We start from the raw sequence: 18461 nt of genomic DNA, 5'->3' as shown, positions 1-18461 counted from the left end.
GACGGTTCCCACAACATTAAAAATACTTTAATTGTTTATTTGTTAAAATTGTTCTTTTGAAGTTTCCTTTTTTACCAAAGCTCTTTTAGCAACGTCATAATAATGTTCAATTGTAACATGATTATTATTCTCTGGTGTATTCTCCAATTCGTAAGCTTCTTTAAAACCTTTCAGCTTCACCTTGATATTTTCGTCGATAGCTCGGGTTTCTTTAAACTCACGAATCAAATCTAAAACGTCATGGGCAATATACTCTGTATCATGAGCATTGATTATTACTTTTGAGTTTTCCGGAATCTCACTTAAAGTTTGCTTAATCGCAGCTTTATTCAAAAATGAAACTTCCTGAGCTAAGTCAATATGAATGATGTCACCATCTTCATATTCTTCTTTTTTGAAAATATAAGCTCTTTTTAAGTTCCCTCTCAGTACAAAAATAATACTGATGATAATTCCCAACGCAACCCCTTTCAGCAAATCTGTAGCAACAACAAAGACTAAAGTTGCTATAAAAGGCACAAATTGATATTTCCCCTTTTCCCAGAAATGCATGAAAGTTGCTGGTTTAGCTAATTTATAACCTACTAAAATTAAAACTGTAGCCAAAGTTGCTAATGGAATCTTATTTAAAATTGCTGGAATCGACAAAACACTTATCAGTAAAAGCACGCCATGAATAATTGATGACATTTTTGATTTTGCACCTGCATTATTATTTGCAGATGATCTAACCACTACAGACGTCATTGGCAAACCGCCCAAAAGCGAACTTATCATATTACCAATTCCTTGTGCTCTAAGCTCAACATTGGTATCAGTATAACGTTTTTGAACATCCATTCTGTCAGAAGCCTCGATACATAATAATGTTTCTATAGAAGCTACAATGGCAATTGTGATAGCAACAACCCAAACCTGAGGATTTGTAACTGCGCTGAATTTTGGAAGAATCAAAATAGATTTGAAATCATCAAAAGATTTTGGAACAGGTAAAGAAACCAAATGCTCTTTTGCAATTGCCAATGAACTTCCTGAAGAAACAAAAACTTCATTAAGCACTACTCCGGCAACAACTGCAACCAATGCACCTGGAACTAATTTTAAGCTCTTTAAAAATGGAACTTTATCCCAAGCAAGAAGTATTACCAATGAAATCGCTGATATTACTACCGCTCCTAATTGAATATGATTAATGACATTAAACAAAAACGAAAACGAATTGCTTCCATCATTTTGAATAAAAGCCTGATCACCTTCAAAATCAGCATCATAACCAAATGCGTGCGGTAACTGTTTTAAAATGATAATAATACCAATACCTGCCAGCATTCCTTCAATTACATTGGTAGGAAAATAATTTGATATACTTCCGGCTTTTAAAAACCCTAACGCTAATTGAATTATTCCTGCGATAAAAACAGACAGTAAAAACACATCAAAAGCACCAAAATCAGTAATAGCGGTTAAAATAATTGCTGTTAATCCAGCAGCCGGACCTGAAACGCTAATATGTGACTGGCTTAAGTAACCTACTACTATTCCACCAATAACACCCGCTATAATTCCAGAAAATAAAGGCGCTCCAGAAGCCATTGCTATACCTAGACACAATGGAAGAGCCACCAAAAAAACCACCAAACCTGAGGCAAAGTCAGATTTTAGGTTAGCAAAAAGATTGATTTTTTTTGTCATAACACAATACTAAAAAAATTATTCATTAAAGATTGACCGCATTTATGCAAATGCAGTTCAGTTCAAAATAATCGGAAGTATTATGCCAAGTTGGGTGGTGGAGCAAATATGCTCGGAGAGATATTCTCTAATTTTACAATATTTTCAGACGCTATTGTCTTTTTTTCAATATAAACTGGCATTACAACTTCATGTTGAAGTATTGCCGGATAAACAGCAGCCTTAAGTTCTTTGTGCGAGTGCTCCTCTTCAGAAAAACTGAAAAACATAGACGTATCATTGCTTTTCTTTAATAGCGTCACCACAGTTGGCGTTGCTAAGAAAGCAATAAATATGAATAATAATATGCGAGCGACTAATTTCATTGAGGCAAAAATAGCGTTAAAGAAATAAAATCAAAGTTTTTTTTATAGAAATTTAACATTAACAAAAAAGCAGAACACAATTTTCATGTCGTTCTGCTTTTAATAAATTAAAATACAATTACTTAAATCGTTTCTTCAAGCCATGCATTCATCATCCAGATTGTTTTTTCTTGCTCTGCAATAAAGTCACTCATCATAGAATTTGTTCCTTCATCATTAATTTCACCAGACTTATTTAAGATTTCTCTTTCTATTTTTAATAAATCAGACAATGAATGAACAATCAATTGAACTGCTTTTTCATCATTTGAAATATTTTTTCCAACTGTCAATTTATTGTTTTTGATATAATCTTCGAAGGTATGTAAAGGAGTTCCGCCAATAGTCAAAACTCTTTCAGCTATCATATCTATTTTTAGTTGTGAATCGGTATATAACTCTTCAAATTTTACATGAAGATCAAAAAAACGCTTTCCGCGAATATTCCAGTGAATTCCTCTTAGATTTTGATAATATACTTGAAAATTGGATAGTAAAATATTCAGTTCTTTTACTAACAATTCTGATTCTTTAACTGGTAATCCTAAAATATTTGTTTTCATAATCTAATTTTTTACACTAATTTACTACAAATTTAAAGTAAGTTTCATGAAAATTATATAAATAAAAATTATATTTTCTTATTTTTGCATCAAAAATTACTATCAATATGACTATAACTCAATTGCAATATGTATTAGCTGTTGCAGAACATAAAAATTTCACTCTGGCTGCTGAAAAGTGTTTTGTAACACAGCCCACTTTAAGCATGCAGATTCAGAAAATTGAAGAAGAACTCAATATTTTAATTTTTGACAGAAGCAAGAAACCTATACAGCTTACTGATATTGGACAGAAGATTGTAAATCAGGCTAAAAATATTGTAAACGAAGCAGACCGAATCAAAGATATTGTTGAACAGCAGAAAGGTTTTATTGGCGGTGAATTTCGTTTAGGAATCATTCCAACGATCATGCCTACGCTTTTGCCGATGTTTTTGAATAATTTTATTAAAAAATATCCAAAAGTTAAACTCTTAATTGAGGAATTAAATACGGAAGAAATTATCCTAAAATTAAAAAACGGACATTTAGATGCGGCAATTGCGGCAACTCCGCTTGAAGATGAAAAAATCAAAGAAATAGTTTTGTATTTTGAGCCGTTTGTTGCTTATATCCCGGAGCATCATGCAATTTTTGAAAAACAAGAAATTGAAGTTGCCGATTTAAATCTAAATGAAATTCTGCTTTTACAAGACGGGCATTGCTTCAGAGATGGAATTTTAAATCTTTGCAAAAGTGTTTCTGATGCCGATCAAAATAATTTCCAGATTCAAAGCGGTAGTTTTGAAACGCTAATTAAATTGGCCGACGAAGGTTTGGGCACAACATTACTTCCGTACTTGCACACCTTAGACTTAAAAGAATCCGATAAACTGAAACTCCGTAACTTTAAGGAACCAAAACCTGCTCGCGAGGTAAGTTTGATTTACCCAAAGAGCGAATTAAAAATGCAAATCATTGACGCAATCAGATCTACAATTGCCGGCGTTGTAAAAGGAGCAATTGTTTTTCAGAATGTTCAAATCATAAGTCCGCTACAAAAGAAAGCGTAATAAAAAAGGAGCCAATTTGGCTCCTTTTTTTATACTTTGATCAGTAGTAGACTTTGTTTTAATTCTGGTTTTTCTATTACAAAACTTAACAACCATTCTTGCAATTGTTCCATTTCATAAGGTAACAGTGTTTTGATAGCTTTTTCTAACTCTTTGCAGAAAAGTACCGGATCGAAACTTACTCTTTCAAGTATTGATTTCGTGTAATCAAACATCATTTTTGACATAATAAAATAAGATTTTTGGGGTTATCTAATTTTTTAAACTCGCACCAAATTTAAACAAATAACCTTTATAACAACTCTTTTTAACTATTTTTTTTAAAAACTTTAGCAACGAATACGTTTTCTTAAAACATATACTTCAATATAGAATCATTCTAAACAACTCGTTTTAAGCGTCTTTAAAGGCGCGAAACATCTCTCGTTTTCCCGGAGGACCAGCTAATTTTTCGACTCTAAATCCAACAGAAATCATACTTCTTTTAACAACTCCACGAGCGGCATATGTTACTAAAACGCCATTCGGTTTTAAGCTATTGTACATTTTCTGAAAAATTTCGGTACTCCAAAGCTCCGGCTGAACGCGATATCCGAAGGCATCAAAGTAAATCAAATCAAAAATTTCAAAATCGTCAATTTCATCAAAAAATTGTTTCCTTTTGGTTAACGAGAATTTGTCGCTAAGTTCGGTTTTCTGATTCCATTCACTTTTATGCATTTTCTCAAAAATGTTGTCAAATTCCAATGCTTCTAATTCAGCCACATAATTCATCGCCAGAACTTCTTCCGCATTTACCGGATAAGCTTCTACTCCAACATAATCAATAGCTTGTTGTTTATTTTCTGATTCTAAAAAAGTAATAAAAGCATTAAGACCAGTTCCAAAGCCAATTTCTAAAATTGTTACTGGTTTATCTTCAAATAATGAAAGTCCATTTTTTATAAAAACATGCTTTGCTTCCTGTATAGCACCATGTTTCGAGTGATAACTTTCATTCCATTCTTCCAAATGAATTGTCGTTGAGCCATCTAGCGTTTTAATTATTTCTCTTTTCACAATTTTCGAATTTTATAATGGACTTTAACTGATTTTCAGTCCGTTTTATTGATCAAAATTAATCAAAACAAATGCGTAAAGCCTTAAAAAACTGTAGTTTTTTCATAAATAATTTATAAAACTTAGCCAAAATTTTAGGTTTATTATAAGATAAATAAATCTCAGTCAAATGCAGGAATTAATGCAGTTTTACTAAGCAAATTACATATTTTTCCGTAATTTTGCATTCAACAAAAACCTATTCTTCATCAGATCATTACGTTATATTTTCATCTGTTAAGAATTCAATTCGATAAAACTTTACATAATTATGAGTACAACTCAAACAAGCAAAATTGAAATCAGAAAAGCTACTTCTTCTAAGATAAGTTCTGTAGACTTTGAAAACTTAAGCTTTGGTGCTGTATTTACAGACCATTTATTTGAATGTGATTACAAAAATGGACAATGGCAGACTCCGGTCATTAAGCCTTATGCTCCAATTTTGATGGATCCTTCTTCTAAAGTCTTTCATTATGGACAAGCAATTTTCGAAGGAATGAAAGCTTATAAAGATGAGAGCAATGATGTTTGGTTGTTTAGACCTGATGAAAACTACAAACGTTTCAACAGTTCTGCTGTTCGTATGGCAATGCCTGAAGTTCCAGAAGATATTTTTATGGAAGGTTTAAATGAATTATTAAAAATCGACCAGGAATGGATTCAGAGAGGAAACGGAGCAAGTATGTACATTCGTCCTTTTATGATTGCTACCGGACCTGGAGTTATCGCAAATCCATCTGATGAATATAAATTTATGATTTTACTTTCTCCTGCAAAATCATACTATGGAGGCGAAGTAAAAGTAATTATTGCAGAACATTATAGTAGAGCTGCAAACGGTGGTATTGGAGCTGCAAAAGCTGCAGGAAACTATGCAGCGCAGTTTTACCCAACTAACTTGGCAAACAAAGATGGTTTCCAACAAGTTATCTGGACTGATGATGCAACGCACACTAAACTTGAAGAGGCGGGAACAATGAACGTTTTCTTCAGAATCAACGATACTTTGTTAACTGCTCCAACAAGCGAAAGAATTTTAGATGGTATTACCAGAAAAAGTTTGATTGCAATGGCAGAAAAAGAAGGATTAAATGTTGAAGTTCGCCCGGTAATTGTTTCTGAATTAGTTGAAGCTGCTAAAAACGGATCTTTAAAAGAAATATTTGGAGCTGGAACTGCAGCGGTTATCAGCGTAATCAAAGGTTTCTCTTATAAAGGTGAATATTATGAAATGACTCCGATCGAGAATTCATACGCTTCATTCTTAAAAGAAAAATTAACAAGTCTTCAAAACAAACTTTCTGAAGACACTTACGGATGGACAGTTAAAGTACAATAATCCAAAACCGCAATAAATAAAAAAACCCGATAGATTTAAAAATTTATCGGGTTTTCTGTTTTATAAAAGTTTCGAAAAATCAGGTTTAAAATAATTTGGTCCTTTCATTACTTTTCCGTCTTCGCGATAAATTGGTTGTCCGTCTTCACCAAGTTTACTCATATTACTACGTTGAATTTCATCAAAAACAGCTTCGATTTTATCTTGTAAACCATGTTCAATAATAGTTCCACATAAAATATACATCATATCTCCAAGAGCGTCAGCAATTTCGACTAAATCATTATTTTGAACAGCTTCAAGATATTCCTCGTTTTCTTCTTTCATCAAATTATAACGAAGTAGTTTTTTAGTTGCTCCCAAATCAGCGATTGGAGTCTGACTATGACCTATTTTAAAAGCCGTATGAAATTCCGTTACGGCATCCAGTTGTTTCTTCATGTTTTTAATTGATTAAATGAATTGGCAAATTAGCAACAATTCGTGTACAATTCTCTAAATTTGCCAAAAATAATTTTAACTATGTTTAGTCAGGGACAATTAATATTCGGAGTCTGTTTTTTTATTGCTTTTGTAATCGTAATGATATTTGCTTATCGAAAAGATCTCGCGCTTCATAAAATATTCTACAAAGGAAATTATAAAGTTTTGCTTGTATTTTCACTCTTCATTGCTCTTTTATTTGTGATCAAAATCTTTTTCAAAAGATAGATACCGAATCCCGATTTTTACTTTCATAAAATAAATTTCAAAAATTATAATTAAACGCTTTCAAAATCGTTTAATTTGAATATTTTTTGATCAAAATAATTTATAAAGTGTATTTTTATCGTGGCGCTATTTTTAGTACTACTAGTAATAAAAATTTATAACTTTACGACACCAAACAATCTACCCAAATGAAGATTCTAAAATATTTATTTCTTTTAGCATTATTAAGCTTAGTTGCTCTTACCGTTTTTGTTGCTACTCAAAAAGGAATTTTTGATGTAGAAAGAAGCAAAGTAATCAATTCACCAAAAGCTACTGTCTATAATTATATAAATGATTTTAGAAATTATGAAGATTTTGAATCTTGGGCTCTTGAAGATTCGTCATTAAACTTTACTTTTCCTAATAAAACAGCTGGAAACGGCGCATCATTTTACTGGACAGGAACTGAAGGTTCTGGAAATGCAATTACTCTCAAAACAAAAGATGGAGAAAGCATTCAGCAAAAAATGAAATATGATGGTACAGAGGCCGACGTAAACTGGACTTTCAAAGATACTTTAGCGGGAAAAACGAAAGTTACCTGGAAAGCAAAAGGAACAATGAGCTTTTTGTTCAAAATTTACACAGCGCTTAATGGAGGTTCAAACAAGGTTATTGGAACAATTTATGAAAAAAGCCTTGCCAACATTGACAAAAATCTGGATTACGAAACTAAAACCTACAATATAAAGGTAGACGGTGTTGTACAAAAAACTGAAACACCTTATATTAAACAAACTTTTACAAGTGAAATTGCTAAAATAAATAAAAACGCAAGAATTGTCATTCCGAAACTTATTCATTTTAGCGAGACCAATGCGCTACAAACAACAGGAAAACCATTTATTATTTATCATACTTACGATACAACAACAGGATTAGCTAAAATTTCAATTTGTTTACCAATAAATAAAGAAATTTCGATTAGTTCTGGAAGCGATATCTTATCAGGGAAATTAAATGGTTTTGAAGCTGTAAAAACAACTTTAACAGGTGACTATTCACATACAAGTGAAGCAATTGCTAAAACTACAGCTTACATAAACAATCAAAAAATTATGCCCGATTTAAGCTGGTCGCATCTTGAAATATTAACTATAAGCAAATTAGACACAAAAAGTTCGTCTAAATTACTTACAGAGATTTATTTCCCAACAAAACCTAAAGTTGTTCCGGTAACAACAGCGCCAACTACTGATGTTTACGGTTCTCAGCCTGATCCAACGGAAACAAATACAACAACCGCAGATCCTGCTGCAACTAATCCGGCAGCAACGACACCTGTTGTAAAAAAACCAGTAAAACCAAAACCGGCAGCACCAAAACCTGTCACTACTCCACCAGCAAAACCTGAAGAAGACGAATTCTAAAATAAAGACTTTTAAACCTTTAGCTTAAAATTCATTCTAATACGATAAATGAAAAAGTTTGACAGACGAGAAGGAATTTATACAAGAATTATTAAATCCTAAAACGCAAAACGCGGCGTTTCAAAAACTCTTGTCTGATTATCAAAAACCGCTGTATTCTCATATTCGGAACATTGTTTTGAATCATGATGACGCAGATGATGTTTTGCAAAATACTTTTGTAAAGGTTTTTCAATATTTAAAAAATTTTAAAGGCGAAAGCAAGCTTTTTTCCTGGATGTACCGCATTGCAACAAACGAAGCTTTGACTTTTTTAAATCAAAAAGCAAAACTAAGCGGATTAACATCAGAAGCTTTACAGACAAAAACTATAGAGAATTTAAAATCTGATATCTATTTTGATGGAGATGAAATTCAAATAAAGCTCCAAAAAGCCATAATCACTTTGCCCGAAAAACAACAATTAGTCTTTAAAATGAAATATTTTGAAGAATTAAAATATGAAGAAATTGCTGAAATTTTAGGAACTTCAGTCGGCGCTTTAAAAGCATCTTACCATCATGCGGTAAAAAAAATTGAATTATATGTTACATCAAATTAAACCTTTTGTAAAAAAAACTATCTTATAGACATTATGAAAGCATTTAAATTAGAAAACGAACCGAAAATCAAGTCTGGATTTAAAACTCCAGAGCATTATTTTGATGATTTATCGGCAAAAGTTTTACAGCAGATTAACGAAAAAGAAGTAAAAGTAATACCGTTTTACAAACGTAAGAATGTAATTTCAATTGCTGCAGCCGCAGTAGTTGTTTTTGCACTGATGATTCCTATAGTCAATAATTACAATGCCACTTCTAAAGAACTTGACGAAGCCACTTTAGAAACTTATTTATCTTATCAGTCAAATTTGAATCAATATGATCTGATTCAGAATCTGGATACAAAAGATATTCAAAAACTAAATAAAAATGTTGCTATTGAAGATGAAACTCTTGAAGACATCCTGGCATCAAATCCAAACATCGAACACTTAATTTCTGAATAAAAAAACAAAACTTAAAAGATGAAAATCAAAAACATATTGCCGATAATTTTATTCCTGGTAAGTTTTTCATTTTATGCCCAAAGCGGTAAAACAGATGAAAAACGTGAAAAGATTAAAGCTTATAAAGTTTCTTTTTTAACAACCGAATTAGAACTGACTCCTACAGAAGCTGAAAAATTCTGGCCTATTTACAATGCCTATGATGATAGACAATTTGAATTAAGGCATCAAAAAATGAAAGCGTATCTAGAGCGTCTGGATGATGATAATATTAATTCAATTTCAGAAAAAGAAGCTGCAGTCCTGCTTGCACAAATGGAAAGTACTGATAAGGAATTATATCTTTTGCGCGAAAAATACAATTCGAACTTAAAGAAAATACTTTCAGCCAAAAAGATATTAAAGCTTAAAAAATCTGAAGACGACTTTAACCGAAAATTATTAAAACAATATCGCGATAAAGCCGCAAAAGATTAAGAAAAGTACAACAGCGACAAACCCCCTATATAATAATACTTACTTTATTATTTAGGGGGTTTGTTATTTTTAAGAATATTGTCTGACTATATAAAAGTGATTCGGATTAACTTATTATAACCCGCAGCAATTGCAGTATTTTTATTAATGAATCTGATAGTAAAAAGCTTAGAATCATCTGACAATTGTTTCCATGTCGAACCTCCATCCTGAGAATATTGGATTCCTGAAGAACCCACACAAACCAATTCTCTGGCATTACTTCCCGGAACATACTGAACACATGAAGCATATCCAAAACCTTGATTCTGCCCTACTAATTCCCATGTTTTTCCTCCGTCTTTAGTACAAATTTTGTTTTCAGCATTTTTCTCTGGAAATTCATAATCTCCGCCTGCTGCAAAACCATGTTTGGCGTCATAAAAATCGGCTGTAAAAATACCAGTCATTTCTTTGCCCTGCATAATTGGAGTATCAACGACTTTCCATGTTTTTGCTTTATCAGGAGAATAAAAAACACGAGCTTTTTTACCACCTGAAACCAGCCAGGTATCATTTCCTTTAATTACAATATTGGTATTACTTGCTGCAAAAGCTGCTTCACCTTGAGTGTTTGTAGGCAATTTATCAGATAATAGCTTTGTCCATGTTTCACCTCCATCACGAGTAACAATCATAGAAAAAGTATCTTCTGTAGGATCACCAATTGCAATTCCTTCTTTGTCATTCCAAAACTGCATACTGTCGTAAAACACTTTCGAATTAACTTCTTTGTAAACTAATTTTACTTTTCTAGTTTTTTTATCAACCTGATACAATAAAGCAGGATTTCCTACACTTAACAAAAACACGCTTTTTGTGTTTTGCGCAATACTTCTAAACTCTAAATTAAGTGTATCACGATAAATATGATCTTCAAATTTTTCTCTTTTATCTAAATCAAAACAGCCAAAACGGGAATTATCGGCTCCGTACCAAACTTTATTATTATCAATTGAAATAGCTCTGATGCTGATTTTATCCTGAAACAAAATTTCTGTCTGCATCGAAACAAAACCGCCTGTTACTGGCGCTTTATCACTATTTTTCAATGCTTTAAAAGACACCAACAAAACAAATAAACTAAAAAATAATATAATTTTTCTCATGTAGGTTAGATTTAGTATTTGCTAAAATACAATTATTTATAACATATAAAATAGCTTTTGTTTTTTTTGATAATAAAATTTTTGAACACTATTTTTTGTCGAAGCAAAAATAAAAACAATCCAACAAAACACAACTATTTAACACTAAGCTTTTTAATAGAATCAGACATACAAATTATTTTTTTGGCACAGTAATTGGATATTCTACAATAATTAATTTTTTAATATTATTTGCCATGAAAGCGAACCTACTTATACTAGCATTTTTAACTATCGGACTTAGTTCTTGTTCAGCACAAAATCAAGCCACTGTTTATGCAAAAAATTCAGACATTAGCGATAACTTAGATTTAAGAGCTATTGCTTCAATGTTTGGAGAATCATCAAATCTTCAGGATTTTGAAAGAAGATTGAATGATCCAAAATATCAAATATCTAATCTTGATTTAAATGGAGATGATCAAGTTGATTATTTACGTGTAATCGAATCTGTAGAAAACAGAACTCACGTTGTAATTATTCAAGCTGTATTAGATCGTGATGTTTATCAAGACGTGGCAACAATTGACGTAGAAAGAGACAATTACAACAAAGTTAGCGTTCAGGTCGTTGGAAACACTTATTTGTATGGCGCAAACTATATTTATGAGCCTGTTTACAATGTTGTCCCAGTAATTTATAGTTCATTTTGGGTTACAAACTACAGACCTTATTGTTCAACTTGGTATTGGGGCTACTATCCAACATATTACACAGCATGGAGACCTTATCCTGTTTACAGATATAGAAACAACGTAAATATTTGCATCAATGCTAACTACAGTTACAACTATGTAAATTATAGAAGAAGTTACGCCGCTCCTGCTATTTACGCATCAAGACGTACTTATGGCTACGAAAGAATGAGACCTAATTATAGCTTTGCAGACAGACACGCTAATGTAAGCAACAGATATGATTTAGACCAAAGAAGAGTAACAAGCAGAAACTATAATACTTCTCAAAACAATAATAATCCAATCAGATCAAATTCTGGAAGACCTCAATATGGAGAAAACAGAGTTTCAGACAGAAACTATACTTCAGACAGAAATCCAGACAGAAGTTATAACAATACAAGCCGTCCAACTGTAACCAACAGAGAAAACAATACGCCTGTTGCTACTCCTTCAAGACCAGATTACAGCAGAAATAATCCAGCTGTTTCTGTTCCTAGAGGGAATTCAGAAAACAGAAATTATGCAGACAGACCAGCATCTCAAAACAATAATCCTTCAAGAGGTTATTCTGAAAACAGAGGAAACTCAATGAACAGACCAAGCGTTGAAAGAACTGCTCCTGCACCACAAGCGCAGCCATCAAGAAGTTACTCTGAAAACAGAGGAAACTCAGAAAACAGAGCTTACAGCTCAAGACCTCAAAGTGCACCACGTTCTGAAGCTCCGCAAATGAGACAAGAATCTAGAAGCAGTGAACCACAAAGAGAAAACGGATCTAGAGGTGGTGGCAGAAGAGGATAATCAAAATATCACAATTTTTATTTAAAATTAAAAGCACAATTTGGGGATTGTGCTTTTTTTTATCTTTTTAATTATAATTGTCTCTAATTTGTTTTAAAACAGTAAATTTGCAACCGTCTTTTATAAAATCAAACATGAGCGCAGCGCATAAAAACTTACATAGTAAGTTGTCTATAGGGGGTCTATTGATCACATTAGGAATTATTTATGGAGATATTGGTACCTCTCCATTGTATGTAATGAAAGCCATTCTTGGTGAATATGCAATAAATTCGGATATTGTTTTAGGGGGGATTTCCTGTGTTTTTTGGACTCTTACTCTTCAAACTACAATAAAATATGTACTTATTACTTTAAGTGCTGACAATCATGGTGAAGGTGGAATTTTTGCTCTTTATGCTTTAGTTAAAAAAACAAAAATTCAATGGCTCATTGTGCCCGCCATTATTGGGGGAAGCGCACTTTTGGCCGATGGAATTATCACACCTCCAATTTCGATTTCATCTGCAGTTGAAGGAATCCGAGCATTCTATCCTACAATGGAAACGGAAACTATTATTTCTATTGTAATTGCCATTCTATTTATTTTATTTACGATACAGCAATTTGGAACAAAATTGGTTGGGAAATTTTTCGCACCAATGATGCTGATATGGTTTGCAATGCTTGGAACTTTAGGAGCAATTCAGATTTTTCACTACCCTGAAGTTATCAAAGCGGTAAATCCATATTATGCTTACCATTTATTATCTATTCATCCTGACGGATTTTTTGTTCTTGGTTTTGTATTTCTTTGCACAACAGGAGCTGAAGCTTTGTACTCTGACATGGGGCACTGCGGAAGAAAAAACATTCGTATCAGCTGGATTTTTGTAAAAGCTACTTTAGTATTAAACTACTTTGGTCAAGCGGCTTATTTAACACATCACGAAGGAAGCACTTTACAGCAATTAGGCGGAGAAAATGGAAACCCGTTTTACTTAATCATGCCACACTGGTTTCTTCCATTCGGAATTGTAGTAGCAACTTTAGCAGCTGTAATTGCATCACAAGCATTAATTAGTGGTTCGTTTACTTTGATTAATGAAGCAATGCGTCTGAATTTCTGGCCAAAAGTAAAAATCAAATATCCGACAGAAGTTAAAGGTCAATTATACATTCCGTCAATTAACTGGTTATTGTTTTTTGGATGTGTTGGAATCGTACTTCACTTCGAAAAATCAGGAAATATGGAGCATGCTTATGGTCTTGCCATTATTTTATGTATGATCATGACAACTATTCTATTGAATTATTATTTGATCATGAAGCGTGTAAAACTGTATTTCATGGTGCCGTTGATCACGATTTATTTATTGATTGAATTCAGTTTCCTTTTTGCTAATATTACAAAATTTGCCGAAGGAGGTTATGTTACTTTGATCATTGCAATTTTATTAATTTCAATTATGACGATTTGGTATCTTGCTAAGAAAATCAACAAAAGCTATACTAAAATCATCAAAATTGACGACTATAAAAAAGTATTAGTAGAATTAAGCAAAGATTTATCAATTCCAAAATACGCGACGCATTTGGTATATATGACGAATGCCAATCGTGTTGATGAATTAGAGGAAAAAGTAATTTACTCGATCCTGCAAAAGCGCCCAAAAAGAGCTGATATCTACTGGTTTGTACACGTAAATATTCTTACTGAGCCTTATAAAACAGAATATAAAGTTACTGAGATTGCCAGAGATGACATTTACAGAATCGATTTTAATTTAGGATTTAGAGAACCTACAAAAATCAATTTAATGTTCAGAGAAGTAATCCGTGATATGGTAAAACGTGGTGAAGTTGATATTACCAGCCGTTACGAATCATTGAACAAAAACAATATTATTGGAGACTTTAAATTTGTATTGTCTGAGAAATTCTTATCAAATGATAATGATTTAAGATGGCACGAAAATATCATCATGAACTCTTATTTCTTTATTAAAAAACTAAGTTTGTCTGAAGAAAGAGCATTTGGTTTAGATAGTAGTTCGGTTAAAATAGAGAAATTCCCAATGGTGCTTCACGCTCCGGAAAACATCGGATTGACCCGAATTATCAAAAATTAACCTTTTTAAAATATTCTAAAAAACACTCTTTTAAAACTTTATCAGAGTGTTTTTTTCTTTTCAAATGAAAGTCAAATGAACAATCAGCATTAAAAATTTAACTTTCAATCAATTAATAGTACCTTTGCAACTCAAATTATAGAAATGAGATTACACAGAAATTTAGTTTATACTACCATCGATTCTTTAAATGCAATTTTCAATGAAGGAGAATATGCAGATAAAGTGGTAGCAAGAGCATTAAAAAAAGACAAACGTTGGGGAAGTTCTGACAGGAAGTTTGTTGCTGAAACAATATACGAAATTGTTCGTTGGAAACGTCTTTACGCAGAAATTGCGGAAGTAAAAGAACCATACGACAGAGATAATTTATGGAGAATGTTTGCGGTTTGGGCTGTTTTAAGAGGATACCCAATCCCGGACTGGAGACAATTGGAAGGAACTCCTGAAAGAAAAATAAAAGGTCGTTTTGATGAGCTTTCGAAAGTGAGAGCTTTAAAAGAGTCTATTCCAGATTGGATGGATGAATTGGGTGTAAAAGAATTAGGCGAAAAAGTTTGGTCTAAAGAAATTGCAGCTCAAAACCAACCGGCAAAAGTTATTTTAAGAACAAATACACTTAAAGGAACTAAAGAAAACTTAAGAAACACGTTGATGGATTTGAATATTGAAACAGAATATTTGAAAGATCAGCCAGAGGCTTTGGTTTTAAAAGAAAGAGCAAACGTTTTCCTTACAGACGCTTTTAAACAAGGTTTGTTTGAAGTTCAGGATGCGAACTCACAATTAGTGGCAGGTTTCCTTGATGTTCAGCCTGGAATGCGCGTTGTTGACACATGCGCCGGAGCGGGCGGAAAAACGTTGCACATGGCTTCTTTAATGAACAATAAAGGTCAATTGATTGCAATGGATTTGTACGAAAGCAAATTGAAGCAATTAAAATTAAGAGCTAAAAGAAATGGCGCTTTTAATATTGAATACCGCATTATCGACAGCACAAAAGTTATCAAAAAATTACACGAAAAAGCAGACCGTGTTTTAATTGACGCACCATGCAGCGGATTGGGAGTTTTAAAAAGAAATCCAGATTCGAAATGGAAATTACAGCCTGAATTTATTGACAACATTCGTAAAGTTCAGAGTGAGGTTCTAGAAAGCTATTCTAAAATTGTAAAACCAGGTGGAAAATTAGTTTATGCAACTTGTTCTGTTTTGCCTTCTGAAAATCAGGAGCAAGTAGAAAAGTTTCTAAAAACAGAAATAGGAAAACAATTTAAATTTATTGAAGATCGCAAAATACTGGCTTCTGAATCTGGTTTCGACGGATTCTATATGGCACTTTTAGAGCGTAAAGCATAAGTTTTAATTCGAATATTTAAAATCCCAAATTTCAATCGTAGTTATTGAAATTTGGGATTTTTTATTTTAACGTTTATGCTTCTAAAGTTGGCTTTCGCAATAACTTTCCGTTTTCGTTTTCTTTAAATTTTGGTACAAAAACAATTTCTTTTGGCTTTTCAAACTTTCCTAAAATATCAAAAAAATCAGGTGCAAATTCCTGTTTTTCGCCTTCTATAACCAAAATTAATTTTTCACCCAAAATTGAATCCGGAACTCCTGTAACAAAAAATCGATTTGGAATTTTGCCGACTAATTTAGCTTCAATCTGTTCGGGAATTAGCTTCACTCCTCCACTATTAATCACATTGTCGATTCTTCCTAAAAAAACAAATTGTTTATCATTTATCAATTCGACCAAATCATTCGTAATAATTGGTTCCTCAGAAATAGACGAAACATAAATTACAAGACAACCGCGATCATCTTTTTCAATTTTTACATTTGGTAAGATCGAAAAAGCACTTTCTCCAACTTTTTTGGCAGCAATATGCGTTATGGTTTCGGTCATTCCATACGTTTCGTATATTTCGCCATTCAATTTTAGTAATTCCGCTTCAAGCGCAGAATCCATTTTTGCTCCGCCAATAATTAATTTCTTAACGTTTTTCAGCTTTTCAATTGAATTCTGAACTTGTAAAGGAACCATTGCTACGAAATCATATTTCTCCGAATTAAAAGCTAAAGGTTCAGTACTTGGTGCTTTAACATCAATATCAAGTCCTAAAATCAAACTTCTCACCAACATCATTTTTCCGGCAATAAATTGAGTTGGCAAACACAACAACGCTCTGTCTCCTGGCTCCAAACCAAAAAAATCTCCGGTAGCCAAAGCTGACTGAATCATAGCTTGTTTTTCTAATCTGACTAATTTTGGAAGTCCGGTTGTACCCGAAGTCGTCATTTCGATATAATCCTTATTATCAAACCAATCCAGAAGAAACTCACCAATTGCACGCTCATAAACATCACCTTCTTTTATGAAACTGTACCCAACGCGGCATAAATCTTTCGCATTTAAATGATATCCGTTGATTTTAAAATAATTATGTACATTTTTATGTGTTAACTGTGTCATGATTATTAAATTAAAGATTTTTAAGAGTTATCTCACCAGTCAATTTTTCTTTCCAATTTGTCCATTTATATTTTTTGCTGAAAATAAAAAGCAAAACAGGATACACAATTACAACCGGCAATATTACGTCAAGACCCGCCGAAGGTTCAGACATATCTTTGAAAATAGAATGTGTTTGAAAAACGGTCCAATCTGACGTTACCAACAAAGCGCCAGTCAAATTATTTGCAGCATGAAAACCAAGTGCCAGTTCTATTCCTTCATCCATAAGTGTAATGATTGCTAAAAACAAGCCGGTTCCTATATAATATACCATAATAATATAACCCATTTTTGCTACTTCTGGATTAAAAACATGCATCGAACCAAAAATAAGTGAAGTCATCATTAATGGAAACCATCTGTTTTTAGCCAAATTTGCAAAACCCTGCATTAAATATCCTCTAAAAATATATTCTTCGGTACTGGTTTGTATCGGAATAAGCAAAGTTCCTATGACAACTAAAATCAAAAAAGGAACTAATTTAAAATTCCAAATAAAATTCTGAGGATCATTTAAATAAAGAGCTCCAAAACTCAAAACGGAGAAAACTGCCCAAAGTACAAATGAAAATAAAATTCGGTTCCAATCGACTTTCTTTCGTGATGTCGTTACTGATAAAAGAGTTTGACGATGAAGATATTTTACAACCAAATAAATGCCTGCAAACGCAAAAACAAAAGAAATCATAACCAAAAACAAAGTTAGATTAGGTTCAAATACTTTTAAAACCGCATCATTGCCAGTCGGTATTTCTGTTTTATTTTTAAAACTGGAGTAAAGAACCGCTACAGAAAGCGGAATCTGGCCAATAAATGATGCTACGATAATAATTATTGAACCAATCAGATACAGAAAAAATTTATTGTGAGGTTTAATTCCTTGTTCTAAAAACATTTATATATAATTTTAAAATGAGAATTCGATTTAATAAGTAAATAGTATTTTTGGTCCTGCGAAAATACCTAATTTTTGCGTTAACTATCTTACAATTCCTAAATATAACAAAATGATACAAATTTATCATAATCCACGCTGTGGAAAATCAAGAAGCTGTTTGGCTTTTATTGATCAGTCAAAAGAAGAATATGAAATTATTCCTTATTTAACAGATACTCCAAGTTTTTCAGAATTAAAAGATTTACTAGCAAAATTAAACCTGGAACCAATTCAGTTAGTCCGAATTAAAGAAAATATCTGGACAGAAAATTACAAAGGAAAGAATCTTACCAACGACGAAATTATTCAGGCAATGGTTGAAAATCCAATTTTAATTGAAAGGCCAATTGTTGTTAAAGATGGAAAAGCTATTATTGGAAGAGATCTTAATCTGGTAGCCGATTTCCTTGATTAATTTCAAAAGTCGA

At 32.4% G+C, this 18461-nt stretch carries 19 protein-coding genes; 10 read left to right on the top strand and 9 right to left on the bottom strand.

Going from position 1 to position 18461, the window contains the following annotated elements; genetic code table 11:
- Positions 1 to 42 precede the first annotated feature (42 nt).
- The 3 genes from ACNFIH_RS19240 to ACNFIH_RS19230 form a co-directional block, all read right to left on the bottom strand.
- Positions 43 to 1692 (bottom strand): SulP family inorganic anion transporter, encoded by a 1650-nt coding sequence (locus tag ACNFIH_RS19240; RefSeq protein ID WP_426484366.1) that lies wholly within the window; start codon positions 1690 to 1692, stop codon positions 43 to 45.
- 80 nt (positions 1693 to 1772) lie between these two features.
- The gene (locus ACNFIH_RS19235) at positions 1773 to 2057 is read right to left on the bottom strand and encodes a hypothetical protein (RefSeq protein ID WP_035647247.1); all 285 of its coding nucleotides are present in this window, start codon (positions 2055 to 2057) and stop codon (positions 1773 to 1775) included.
- A 122-nt stretch (positions 2058 to 2179) separates the two neighbouring features.
- Positions 2180 to 2659: a Dps family protein gene (locus ACNFIH_RS19230; RefSeq protein WP_035647250.1), complete on the bottom strand. Its 480-nt coding sequence runs from the start codon at positions 2657 to 2659 to the stop codon at positions 2180 to 2182.
- 107 nt (positions 2660 to 2766) lie between these two features.
- On the opposite strand from ACNFIH_RS19230, the gene ACNFIH_RS19225 reads away from it, so the two are divergent.
- Positions 2767 to 3711 carry a LysR substrate-binding domain-containing protein gene (locus tag ACNFIH_RS19225; RefSeq protein ID WP_035647253.1) on the top strand — a complete coding sequence of 315 codons (945 nt, stop codon included), beginning with the start codon at positions 2767 to 2769 and terminating at the stop codon, positions 3709 to 3711.
- Positions 3712 to 3740: 29 nt separating this feature from the next.
- Here the strand turns inward: ACNFIH_RS19225 and ACNFIH_RS19220 are convergent, their stop codons facing one another.
- Together ACNFIH_RS19220 and mnmD are read right to left on the bottom strand one after the other, a co-directional pair.
- Entirely contained in the window at positions 3741 to 3938 is a 198-nt protein-coding gene (locus tag ACNFIH_RS19220) for a hypothetical protein (protein ID WP_026730370.1), read from the bottom strand.
- A 166-nt stretch (positions 3939 to 4104) separates the two neighbouring features.
- On the bottom strand, positions 4105 to 4770 hold the full coding sequence (gene mnmD / locus ACNFIH_RS19215) for a tRNA (5-methylaminomethyl-2-thiouridine)(34)-methyltransferase MnmD (protein WP_426484365.1): 666 nt from the start codon (positions 4768 to 4770) through the stop codon (positions 4105 to 4107).
- A gap of 310 nt (positions 4771 to 5080) precedes the next feature.
- On the opposite strand from mnmD, the gene ACNFIH_RS19210 reads away from it, so the two are divergent.
- Positions 5081 to 6151 (top strand): branched-chain amino acid aminotransferase, encoded by a 1071-nt coding sequence (locus ACNFIH_RS19210; protein WP_035647259.1) that lies wholly within the window; start codon positions 5081 to 5083, stop codon positions 6149 to 6151.
- A gap of 60 nt (positions 6152 to 6211) precedes the next feature.
- Here ACNFIH_RS19210 and ACNFIH_RS19205 read toward each other — a convergent pair whose 3' ends face one another.
- Entirely contained in the window at positions 6212 to 6592 is a 381-nt protein-coding gene (locus ACNFIH_RS19205; protein WP_035647261.1) for a nucleoside triphosphate pyrophosphohydrolase family protein, read from the bottom strand.
- 458 nt (positions 6593 to 7050) lie between these two features.
- Here ACNFIH_RS19205 and ACNFIH_RS19200 point away from each other — a divergent pair, with 458 nt between their 5' ends.
- From ACNFIH_RS19200 to ACNFIH_RS19185, 4 genes are read left to right on the top strand one after another with little or no spacing between them, the layout of a single operon-like run.
- Entirely contained in the window at positions 7051 to 8274 is a 1224-nt protein-coding gene (locus ACNFIH_RS19200; protein WP_426484364.1) for an SRPBCC family protein, read from the top strand.
- 58 nt (positions 8275 to 8332) lie between these two features.
- On the top strand, positions 8333 to 8875 hold the full coding sequence (locus tag ACNFIH_RS19195; protein ID WP_142450994.1) for an RNA polymerase sigma factor: 543 nt from the start codon (positions 8333 to 8335) through the stop codon (positions 8873 to 8875).
- Positions 8876 to 8908: 33 nt separating this feature from the next.
- A complete protein-coding gene (locus tag ACNFIH_RS19190; RefSeq protein ID WP_142450995.1) occupies positions 8909 to 9322 on the top strand; it encodes a hypothetical protein in 414 nt (137 codons plus the stop codon).
- 18 nt (positions 9323 to 9340) lie between these two features.
- On the top strand, positions 9341 to 9799 hold the full coding sequence (locus ACNFIH_RS19185) for a sensor of ECF-type sigma factor (protein WP_035647275.1): 459 nt from the start codon (positions 9341 to 9343) through the stop codon (positions 9797 to 9799).
- A gap of 86 nt (positions 9800 to 9885) precedes the next feature.
- Here ACNFIH_RS19185 and ACNFIH_RS19180 read toward each other — a convergent pair whose 3' ends face one another.
- On the bottom strand, positions 9886 to 10947 hold the full coding sequence (locus tag ACNFIH_RS19180; protein WP_426484363.1) for a WD40/YVTN/BNR-like repeat-containing protein: 1062 nt from the start codon (positions 10945 to 10947) through the stop codon (positions 9886 to 9888).
- Positions 10948 to 11183: 236 nt separating this feature from the next.
- Here ACNFIH_RS19180 and ACNFIH_RS19175 point away from each other — a divergent pair, with 236 nt between their 5' ends.
- The 3 genes from ACNFIH_RS19175 (at position 11184) to ACNFIH_RS19165 (ending at position 15937) form a co-directional block, all read left to right on the top strand.
- Positions 11184 to 12467, top strand: coding sequence for a hypothetical protein (locus tag ACNFIH_RS19175; protein WP_426484362.1), 1284 nt, complete (start codon positions 11184 to 11186; stop codon positions 12465 to 12467).
- A gap of 134 nt (positions 12468 to 12601) precedes the next feature.
- Complete coding sequence (locus tag ACNFIH_RS19170) at positions 12602 to 14578, top strand: KUP/HAK/KT family potassium transporter (protein ID WP_035647284.1); 1977 nt, start codon at positions 12602 to 12604, stop codon at positions 14576 to 14578.
- Positions 14579 to 14722: 144 nt separating this feature from the next.
- Positions 14723 to 15937 carry an RsmB/NOP family class I SAM-dependent RNA methyltransferase gene (locus tag ACNFIH_RS19165; RefSeq protein WP_426484361.1) on the top strand — a complete coding sequence of 405 codons (1215 nt, stop codon included), beginning with the start codon at positions 14723 to 14725 and terminating at the stop codon, positions 15935 to 15937.
- A 73-nt stretch (positions 15938 to 16010) separates the two neighbouring features.
- On the opposite strand, the gene ACNFIH_RS19160 is transcribed toward ACNFIH_RS19165, so the two are convergent.
- Positions 16011 to 17054: an AMP-binding protein gene (locus ACNFIH_RS19160; protein ID WP_426484360.1), complete on the bottom strand. Its 1044-nt coding sequence runs from the start codon at positions 17052 to 17054 to the stop codon at positions 16011 to 16013.
- Positions 17055 to 17064: 10 nt separating this feature from the next.
- On the bottom strand, positions 17065 to 17991 hold the full coding sequence (locus ACNFIH_RS19155) for a CPBP family intramembrane glutamic endopeptidase (RefSeq protein WP_426484359.1): 927 nt from the start codon (positions 17989 to 17991) through the stop codon (positions 17065 to 17067).
- 112 nt (positions 17992 to 18103) lie between these two features.
- On the opposite strand from ACNFIH_RS19155, the gene arsC reads away from it, so the two are divergent.
- Positions 18104 to 18448, top strand: coding sequence for an arsenate reductase (glutaredoxin) (arsC, locus tag ACNFIH_RS19150; protein ID WP_426484358.1), 345 nt, complete (start codon positions 18104 to 18106; stop codon positions 18446 to 18448).
- The last annotated feature ends 13 nt before the right edge of the window (positions 18449 to 18461 follow it).

The sequence above is a fragment of the Flavobacterium sp. 2 genome (assembly GCF_049949195.1).
Lineage (GTDB): Bacteria > Bacteroidota > Bacteroidia > Flavobacteriales > Flavobacteriaceae > Flavobacterium.
Note: the sequence above shows the minus strand (reverse complement) of the source record. Positions and strands in the feature narration are given on the sequence as shown.